Origin of the sequence: Streptomyces sp. NPDC058239 (genome assembly GCF_042882185.1) — a bacterium.
In the GTDB taxonomy this organism is placed as follows: Bacteria; Actinomycetota; Actinomycetes; order Streptomycetales; family Streptomycetaceae; genus Streptomyces.
Genome location: NZ_JBHVWS010000035.1, coordinates 94,560 through 101,988 on the forward strand (window position 1 = coordinate 94,560; position 7,429 = coordinate 101,988).

Genomic DNA, 7,429 nt, shown 5'->3' on the forward strand with positions numbered 1-7,429 from the left:
ATGCCTGTCGATCCGTCGCGTCGGGGGGCAGACGGGGCGACGAGCGGCCACACCACTAAGGTGAGCGGCCCTGACAGAGGCCCGTCCGGCAGTCCACGGGGGAACAGCCGGGCGGGCCCCTCCAAGCAGCATGCCAGCCACAACGGAGATGACCACCATGGGTGAAGCGAAGAAGATCGACCCGATCGTCAAGCCGCAGGACACGCACGCCACCGGCGCGGAAACCGAAGCGGTAACGACCCTGGACACCCACGCCACCGGCGGCGACATCAAGCTCACGGACACCCACGCCACAGGCGGCGACATCAAGCCCCTGGACACCCACGCGACCAGCGAGCCCATCAACTAAAGCTGCAATTGACGGGGTACGGGGGAGCGGCCGCGGCGGCGCGGAGGGGGAGCCGTCGCGGCCGCTGTATGTCTGCGGCGAGGGGTCCAGCCACACGGCTCGGGCCCCTCTGTCATACCTCCCACACCCCCCTGACCTGCACCTCCGGCCGACACAGCTTCCGCATGTCGTCCTCGTCCGAGGTAAACACCATCACCCGCCCCCGTTGCCGCCCCGCGATCACAGCGAGCGCCGCGTCGGTGGCGTACTTGTGGCCGTGCAGGCCGGTGTCCGCCAGCAGCCCGATCGCCTCGTCCGCGACCTCCCTGGTCACGGGCTCGACAACGATCCGGGACATCGCCCAGTTCCATTCCGAGCGCCGGATCCTGCTGTGATACGCCTCGATGAGGGTCGTGGAACTGGTCATGACCCGGACGCCTGCCTGATGGGCCTTCGTGAGCATGGCCGTCATGGCCCGCTCGCGACGCACCGCCCTCGACAGACCCTCGCTGTCCAGCACGAAACAGAGACCGGTCATCAAGCAGCCGGCGCCCCACCGTGCTCGTCGGACTTCCGCTCCTCGAACCACCGCTCGATGTCGCGCAGCTCCGACGCCGCAGCCGCCTGCTCCTCCTCGGTGGGAGGCCCGCCCTTCTCCTGCATCCACGCCACCAGCTCCCCCAGCCGGTCATGCTCACGCTGACGCTCTACGGCATGGGTGACATACGCACTGAACGCCCCCGGACCCACCTCGCTGCGGATCCCCTCCGCGAGTTCCTCCGGCAGCGTGACCGTGTACTTCTTGGTTGCCATACCGATCACCATACCTATGGGGCCGGGTCCGTGACGCAGCTCGGGTCACCCCGTCCGGCGAACGGTATGCATCGCCCGCGCGTTCTCCCGTACCGTGGTCGTGATGCCCCAGGAAGGATCAGGATGACCGCACAGCACATCGGCCCCTCCGAGTCGCTCATCCCTCGCCCTCAACGCACTCCTGCCGCTCTCCGGGTAGCCATCGCCCAGGTGGCACCGCATCGGCTGGGCGAACTGGAGCAGCAGAAGGACGAGGCGATTGCACTGGCTGCGCAGACCGGCAGCCTGGGGCCGATCCTCCAGTTCCTGGAGAGCTGGGCGGTCACCGTGGAGATCGCGCGCTTCCCGTCGCTCGCCACCCGCCTCCACTCGGCCGAGTACACAGTTCAGACCCTCGACAAGGGCGATCCTTCATGGCGCAAAGCCATGGATGTGGTCCATGGTCTCTACGCCTCCGCCAGGGAGTCGCTCGACCATGAGTGACCGGCGCTGGGAGTACGACCCCAGCGAGGCCTACGTTGTCGGCGGCGACACCCCACCCCCACCGGTCTTCGTTGCCGAAGTCGAGCATCGCGCCGACGAACTCGTCCGGGCCGCCTCCGCCCTGCACCTCGACGGCACGACGTTCCAGGGTGCGGGCGACGGAGTGCAGACGGCATACGTGCCCGGCGGGATGTTTCTGTACCTGACCGTCATCCGCCACCAATGTGTGTACATCATCCAGGTGACAGCCTGGCCGTCGCTCTGAGCCCTCCCCTCTACCTCTGGCCCCGCAGCTCCCCCTTCACCACCTTGCCGCTCGCATTGCGCGGCAGCTCGGTCACGAACTCCACCGCTCTCGGGACCTTGTAGTTCGCCATCTCGCGCCTCGACCAGGCGATCAGGTCGTCGGCCGTCACCGTCGCACCCGGTCTGCGTACCGCGTAGGCCTTGCCCACCTCGCCCAGTCGGGGGTCCGGGATGCCGATCACCGCCACGTCGGCCACGTCCGGGTGCAGGCCGAGGAGCTGTTCGATCTCGGCGGGGTACGCGTTGAAGCCGCCGACGATGAACATGTCCTTGATCCGGTCGGTGATCCGGAGGTTGCCGTCCTCGTCGAGGACGCCCACGTCGCCCGTGCGGAGCCAGCCGTCGGCGGTGATCGTGGCAGCCGTGGTCTCCGGGTCCTCGAAGTAGCCCTGCATCACGTTGAACCCGCGGACCAGGACCTCGCCGGGCGTGCCGGGGGCGGCCAGGACACGGATCTCCGTGTCGTCGATCGCCCGGCCCGATGTCGAGGCGATCGTCTCCACCGGGTCGCCGCGGCGGCACATGGTGACGATGCCGCTCGCCTCGGAGAGGCCGTACGCGGTGAGGACCGTCGCTATGCCGAGCTCCGTGCGCAGGCGTTCCACCAGTCGCAGGGGGACCACCGCCGCGCCTGTCACCACCAGGCGGAGGGCGGAGAGGTCGTGGGTGCCCCGGGCCGGGTGGTCCAGGAGGGACTGGTGGAGGGTGGGCGGGCCGGGCAGGACCGAGATGCGTTCGGCGGCGATGTTGGCCAGGGCCGTGTCCACGTTGAACACCGGTTGCGGAACCATCGTCGCGCCCCGCATCAGGCACGCGATGATGCCCGCCTTGTAGCCGAAGGTGTGGAAGAAGGGGTTCACGATCAGATAGCGGTCGCCCTCGCGCAGATCGGCCAGTTCGCTCCAGATCGCGTAGCAGCGCAGGGTCTGGGCGTGGGTGATGACGGCGCCCTTGGGCCGGCCCGTGGTGCCCGAGGTGTAGATGATGTCGGAGGGGGCCGAGGAGGCGATCGCGTCGGCGCGGGACCGCACCTCCGCTCCGGACACCCCCTCCCCCGCCGCCAGGAAGTCCTTCCAGGTGACGTAGTCGTCGGGGGCGCTGTCCGCCAGCACCACCACCCGTTCCAGGTGCGGGAGTTGCACGTCGGCCCGGCGCAGGGACGCCACGTACGACGTACCGAGGAAGGTGCCGGTGACGAAGAGCAGTTTCGCCCGGCTGCGTTCCAGGATGTACGCCGCCTCGGTTCCCTTGAAGCGGGTGTTGAGGGGGACGAGGACCGCCCCCGCCGTGACCGCGCCAAGTGCCGAGACGATCCAGTCCAGGGTGTTCGGGGCCCAGACCGCGACCCGGTCTCCCGGCTCCACGCCCGAGGCCATGCACGCGGCGGCGGCCCGTTCGACGCGGTCGCCGAGTTCGGCGTACGAGATCCGGGTCCGGCCCTCGACGACCGCCTCCCGGTCCCCGTACCGCCACGCCGCCGCCCGTATCAGCCTCGGGATGCTGCCCCACTCCTCGTCGCCGCGCATCGCTCACCCTCCCTGACGCAGTAGCTGACTATCCGTCAGATTAGCTGTAGCCTCAGCCGCTGTCAGCAGTCATGACGGTCTCGGAGGTGGCGGTGGCGGCACTCAAGGACGTGACAGCGATAGCCGGCATAGGGCAGACGGCCTTCGCGAAGCAACTGCCCGAATCCGAGAGGACATTGGCCTGCCGGGCCATCGTCGCGGCGCTCGACGACGCGGGCATCGCCGCCTCGGAGGTGGATGCCTTCGCCTCGTACACGATGGAGGAGACCGACGAGGTCGAGGTCGCCAAGGCCATCGGGGCGGGCGATGTCACCTTCTTCAGCAAGGTGGGTTACGGGGGCGGGGGCTCGTGCGCGACGATCGCGCATCTCGCCGCCGCCGTGGCGACCGGGCAGGCGAGCGTCGGTGTCGCCTGGAGGTCTCGGAAGAGGGGGTCGGGGCCCCGGCCCTGGCGGAACACCGCCGTGCAACTGCCCACCCCCGCCCAGTGGACCCGGCCGTACGGCCTGCTGCGGCCGGCCGACGAGATCGGGATGCTGGCGCGGAGGTACATGCACGAGTACGGGGCGACCCGCGACCACCTCTTCAACGTCGCTCTCGCCTGCCGCAACCGCGCCAACCAGAACCCGGACGCGGTGATGTACGAGCGGCCGCTGACCCGCGACATGTATATGACCTCGCGCTGGATCAGTGAGCCGCTCTGCCTCTTCGACAACTGTCTTGAGACCGACGGGGCGCTGGCCTGCGTCATCGTCTCGGCGGAGCGGGCCCGCGACTGCCGGCAGAAGCCCGTCTACATCCACTCCGTCGCCCAGGGGCTGCCCGCCCAGCACCACGGCATGGTCAATTACTGGAACGACGACCCGCTCACCGGACCTGCCTGGACGGCCGCCCGGCAGCTGTGGAAGCAGGCCGACTTCGGCCCGGACGACGTGGATGTCGCGCAGATCTACGACGCGTTCACCCCGCTCATTCCGCTCTCCCTGGAGGGCTACGGCTTCTGCGGGCGCGGCGAGGGCGCGGCGTTCACCGAGGGCGGGGCGCTGGAGAGCGGCGGGCGGCTGCCCATCAACACCGGGGGCGGCGGGCTCAGTGAGGCATATGTGCATGGCTTCAACCTCATCAACGAGGGCGTGAAGCAGTTGCGCGGCGTCTCCACCGCACAGGTCCCGGACGCCGGGACCTGTCTGGTCACCGCCGGTGAGGGCGTGCCCACATCTGCCGTACTGCTGAGGAGTTGACCGGGATGGATGCTCTGCTGCTGCCCGTCGTGGACGAGGACGGCGCCCCCTTCTGGGAGTACGCGGCCCGCGGCGAACTCCGCGTCCAGGCGTGTGCCGCCCCGGAGTGCGGAAGGCTCCGCTTCCCGCCCCGGCCGTGCTGCCCGCACTGCCAGTCCTTCGAGAGCGAGTGGCGGCCGATGAGCGGACGCGGCCGTATCTGGTCGTACGTGCTGCCGCATCCGCCGCTGCTGCCCGCGTACGCCGCGCAGGCCCCGTACAACGCCGTCGTGGTCGAGCTGGCCGATGCCCCGGGCATCCGGCTGGTCGGGAATGTGGTGAGCGGTCCGGACGCGCCGCTGGACTCGGTCGATCCGGGGCGACTGCGGATCGGGGCGCCGGTGCGGGCGGTGTTCTGTCCGGCCGGTTCCGGGGTGACCCTGGTGCGTTGGCTGCTGGAGAGGTGATCGGTGATGGCGCTGCGGACGGAGACGGACAAGGAGACCGGGGTCGCGCTCGTCACCCTCGACCGGCCCGGGAAGCTCAATGCGATCGACCTGGCGACCGCCGCCGAACTGACCGCCGCCTGGCGGGCGTTCCGCTTCGACGACGGGGTGCGGGCCGTGGTCGTCACCGGTGCGGGCGGCCGGGCCTTCTGCACGGGGATCGACCGGGGCGTGGAGGTGCCGCAGCCCTCGTCCCCGTACACGATCGACGATCCGCTGATCGCGATCGGGCCGAAGGCGAACGACCTGTGGAAGCCGGTGATCGCGGCCGTGGAGGGGATGGCCTGTGGCGGGGCGTTCTATCTGCTGGGCGAGGCGGAGTTCGTCATCGCGTCCGAGGAGGCGACGTTCTTCGACCCGCACACGACATACGGCATGGTCAGCGCGTACGAGGCGATCTCCATGGCGCAGCGGATGCCGTTCGGCGAGGTGGCCCGGATGTCCCTGATGGGTACGGCCGAACGAGTCACGGCCCGCCGGGCGTACGAGACCGGGCTGGTCAGTGAGGTGACGGCACCCGGCGGCGCGGTGGCGGCGGCGCTGCGGGCGGCGGGAGCGATCGCCTCGTACCCGACCCGGGCGGTGCAGGGGACCGTACGGGCGGTGTGGTCCGCGAAGGAGGCGGCCAGGGCGCAGGCCATGGCCCACGCCCCGCACCTGATCGCACTCGGGAACCTGCCGCCGGAGCGGCAGGCCGAGTTGTTCCGGGGGCGGGGCGGCACCGACTTCCGGATGCGGTGAGGTCAGTAGCTCAGCTCGGCCTCGACCCGGCACTTCTTCACCCGGGAGACCTTGCGCGGGCTGTCCATCCGCACGGAGACGGTCTTGGTCTCGCCACCCTCGACGTCCACGCTCGCCTCACCGGTGTCGACGGTGTTGCCCCGGGCGTCGAGGAAGGTCACATCGACTTCGTAGGTGTGCGAGCCGACGGCGTTCGCCGTGAGCCGGACGGTGGAGGTGGTGACGGCCTTGCGCTTGCCCTTGCGGGGCTGGGCGCAGCGGAAGACGTACGCCTGGGGCGCGTCCGAAGCGGTGGCGCTCGGGGTCGGCGTCTCGTAGCCGGTGTTGCCGGAGGAGCTGCTCGACGAGTCGTAGTCGTTGTCGTCGTAGTCGCTGTCGTGGTAGCTGCCGTTGCTCTTCTTGGAGTTGGAGCAGCCGCCGCCGCTGCTGCTCGACCCCCCGCTCTTGCTCTTGCCGCTCCGGCCGCCGTGGCTGGAGGTCGAGAAGCCGGTGAGTGCGAGTACCACCACGACCAGTACCGCGGAAAGCTTTATGTGCTGCCGCATCATCGATGCAGCCCCCCTTGTGTTGTTGTCCGTGCTGTTGTCCGTGCTGTTGCTGCCCAATGTGCTGTTGCTGCTGTCGAACGACCGCGCGACACGCTAGCGCAAGGTGCGGGGGTCAGGGGCCGGGCGTAGCGTCGAGGCCGAGAGCGGTGCAGATCCGTGACGCCGGTCCGCGCACAGGCAGGAGGCCGATGATGGTCCGCAACGTCCTCGGCTCGGTCCTGGCTCTCGCAGGAGCGGCGGCCGCCGTGCTGAGCCCCTTCCGTGACTGGTACGACGGCCGTCTGGGGCGTCATTACCGGATCGACGAGCTGTTCACGGGTTTCACCGGCAGCCGGCCCGGAACGCTGGGCTCGATCTTCCTGGCCTTTCTCTTCGCCGCCCTGCTGACGGTGGTCGGTGTGGTGCTGCGGTCGCGTCTGCTGGTGGCGTCCGCGGGTGTGTTGGTGCTCGGGTTCACCGTGCTGTGGATGGTGCGCCAGGGGGAGTCGGTGGGCAGTCTGACCGTCGCGGGCGACGGTTCCGGGCTGCAGTGGGGGGTGGCGAACGCGGTGGGCGGCGGGGTGCTGTTGCTGCTGGGTGCGGTGGTGATGTCGGGGCGGCACGGTGGGCGCCGGCCTGCCCGCGGGGGCCGTGACCAGCCGTATGCGGCGCCCGGCTCGGAGAATCCGGATACGTGGCCGCCCACGCAGGAGCCGGGGCCCTCCGTGCAGACGAGTACGTTGCCGGAGCCCGAGCCGGACCTGTACACGGGGCCCGCTGCGGCGGGCCGCCGCCCGGGACCGGAGGACCGGGACACGGCGTCGCATCCGGTGACCGGACCGGATGACCAGGACACGGCCCGGCACCCCGTCGTACCGGACGAGGGGCCCGACTCCCACCGGCCCCCGCGCACATGACGGACCGCGGTCGGCACGATCGGGCCCGTCCGGCGGCCCCGGACGTAGCGCCTCGCCGGGCA

Annotated in this window: 11 protein-coding genes; 7 read left to right on the forward strand and 4 right to left on the reverse strand. The window is 70.1% G+C overall.

Going from position 1 to position 7,429, the window contains the following annotated elements:
* Positions 1-130: 130 nt before the first annotated feature.
* Complete coding sequence (locus ACFVYE_RS30600) at positions 131-349, forward strand: hypothetical protein (protein WP_383970505.1); 219 nt, start codon at positions 131-133, stop codon at positions 347-349.
* 112 nt (positions 350-461) lie between these two features.
* Here the strand turns inward: ACFVYE_RS30600 and ACFVYE_RS30605 are convergent, their stop codons facing one another.
* The gene (locus tag ACFVYE_RS30605; RefSeq protein WP_383970503.1) at positions 462-866 is read right to left on the reverse strand and encodes a hypothetical protein; all 405 of its coding nucleotides are present in this window, start codon (positions 864-866) and stop codon (positions 462-464) included.
* On the reverse strand, positions 866-1,141 hold the full coding sequence (locus tag ACFVYE_RS30610) for a hypothetical protein (protein WP_383970500.1): 276 nt from the start codon (positions 1,139-1,141) through the stop codon (positions 866-868). Before ACFVYE_RS30610 ends, ACFVYE_RS30605 begins: the two co-directional genes overlap by 1 nt.
* Positions 1,142-1,264: 123 nt before the next feature.
* Here ACFVYE_RS30610 and ACFVYE_RS30615 point away from each other — a divergent pair, with 123 nt between their 5' ends.
* Together ACFVYE_RS30615 and ACFVYE_RS30620 are read left to right on the forward strand one after the other, a co-directional pair.
* Positions 1,265-1,624 carry a hypothetical protein gene (locus ACFVYE_RS30615; protein WP_389607765.1) on the forward strand — a complete coding sequence of 120 codons (360 nt, stop codon included), beginning with the start codon at positions 1,265-1,267 and terminating at the stop codon, positions 1,622-1,624.
* A complete protein-coding gene (locus ACFVYE_RS30620) occupies positions 1,617-1,889 on the forward strand; it encodes a hypothetical protein (protein WP_383970495.1) in 273 nt (90 codons plus the stop codon). Before ACFVYE_RS30615 ends, ACFVYE_RS30620 begins: the two co-directional genes overlap by 8 nt.
* A 10-nt stretch (positions 1,890-1,899) precedes the next feature.
* On the opposite strand, the gene ACFVYE_RS30625 is transcribed toward ACFVYE_RS30620, so the two are convergent.
* Positions 1,900-3,456, reverse strand: a complete 1,557-nt coding sequence (locus tag ACFVYE_RS30625) for a FadD3 family acyl-CoA ligase (RefSeq protein ID WP_383970492.1) — start codon at positions 3,454-3,456, stop codon at positions 1,900-1,902.
* A gap of 92 nt (positions 3,457-3,548) precedes the next feature.
* Between ACFVYE_RS30625 and ACFVYE_RS30630 the strand changes: the two genes are divergently transcribed.
* Genes ACFVYE_RS30630 through ACFVYE_RS30640 form a run of 3 tightly spaced genes read left to right on the forward strand, consistent with a single transcriptional unit; the run spans position 3,549 to position 5,923 of the window.
* On the forward strand, positions 3,549-4,697 hold the full coding sequence (locus ACFVYE_RS30630; RefSeq protein ID WP_383970535.1) for a lipid-transfer protein: 1,149 nt from the start codon (positions 3,549-3,551) through the stop codon (positions 4,695-4,697).
* Between the two features lie 5 nt (positions 4,698-4,702).
* Positions 4,703-5,143 carry a Zn-ribbon domain-containing OB-fold protein gene (locus ACFVYE_RS30635; RefSeq protein WP_383970489.1) on the forward strand — a complete coding sequence of 147 codons (441 nt, stop codon included), beginning with the start codon at positions 4,703-4,705 and terminating at the stop codon, positions 5,141-5,143.
* 6 nt (positions 5,144-5,149) lie between these two features.
* Positions 5,150-5,923, forward strand: coding sequence for an enoyl-CoA hydratase/isomerase family protein (locus tag ACFVYE_RS30640; protein WP_383970486.1), 774 nt, complete (start codon positions 5,150-5,152; stop codon positions 5,921-5,923).
* 2 nt (positions 5,924-5,925) lie between these two features.
* Here the strand turns inward: ACFVYE_RS30640 and ACFVYE_RS30645 are convergent, their stop codons facing one another.
* Positions 5,926-6,471, reverse strand: coding sequence for a hypothetical protein (locus tag ACFVYE_RS30645; RefSeq protein ID WP_383970483.1), 546 nt, complete (start codon positions 6,469-6,471; stop codon positions 5,926-5,928).
* A 191-nt stretch (positions 6,472-6,662) separates the two neighbouring features.
* Here ACFVYE_RS30645 and ACFVYE_RS30650 point away from each other — a divergent pair, with 191 nt between their 5' ends.
* Positions 6,663-7,367 (forward strand): hypothetical protein, encoded by a 705-nt coding sequence (locus tag ACFVYE_RS30650; protein WP_383970532.1) that lies wholly within the window; start codon positions 6,663-6,665, stop codon positions 7,365-7,367.
* Positions 7,368-7,429 lie beyond the last annotated feature (62 nt).

What these genes read in the sequence shown, in the direction of transcription:
- ACFVYE_RS30600 (WP_383970505.1), top strand. Translation starts at nt 131, where the DNA reads ATGCCAGCCACAACGGAGATGACCACCATGGGTGAAGCGAAGAAGATC.
- ACFVYE_RS30605 (WP_383970503.1), bottom strand. Translation starts at nt 866, where the DNA reads ATGACCGGTCTCTGTTTCGTGCTGGACAGCGAGGGTCTGTCGAGGGCG.
- ACFVYE_RS30610 (WP_383970500.1), bottom strand. Translation starts at nt 1,141, where the DNA reads ATGGCAACCAAGAAGTACACGGTCACGCTGCCGGAGGAACTCGCGGAG.
- ACFVYE_RS30615 (WP_389607765.1), top strand. Translation starts at nt 1,265, where the DNA reads ATGACCGCACAGCACATCGGCCCCTCCGAGTCGCTCATCCCTCGCCCT.
- ACFVYE_RS30620 (WP_383970495.1), top strand. Translation starts at nt 1,617, where the DNA reads ATGAGTGACCGGCGCTGGGAGTACGACCCCAGCGAGGCCTACGTTGTC.
- ACFVYE_RS30625 (WP_383970492.1), bottom strand. Translation starts at nt 3,456, where the DNA reads ATGCGCGGCGACGAGGAGTGGGGCAGCATCCCGAGGCTGATACGGGCG.
- ACFVYE_RS30635 (WP_383970489.1), top strand. Translation starts at nt 4,703, where the DNA reads ATGGATGCTCTGCTGCTGCCCGTCGTGGACGAGGACGGCGCCCCCTTC.
- ACFVYE_RS30640 (WP_383970486.1), top strand. Translation starts at nt 5,150, where the DNA reads ATGGCGCTGCGGACGGAGACGGACAAGGAGACCGGGGTCGCGCTCGTC.
- ACFVYE_RS30645 (WP_383970483.1), bottom strand. Translation starts at nt 6,471, where the DNA reads ATGATGCGGCAGCACATAAAGCTTTCCGCGGTACTGGTCGTGGTGGTA.
- ACFVYE_RS30650 (WP_383970532.1), top strand. Translation starts at nt 6,663, where the DNA reads ATGGTCCGCAACGTCCTCGGCTCGGTCCTGGCTCTCGCAGGAGCGGCG.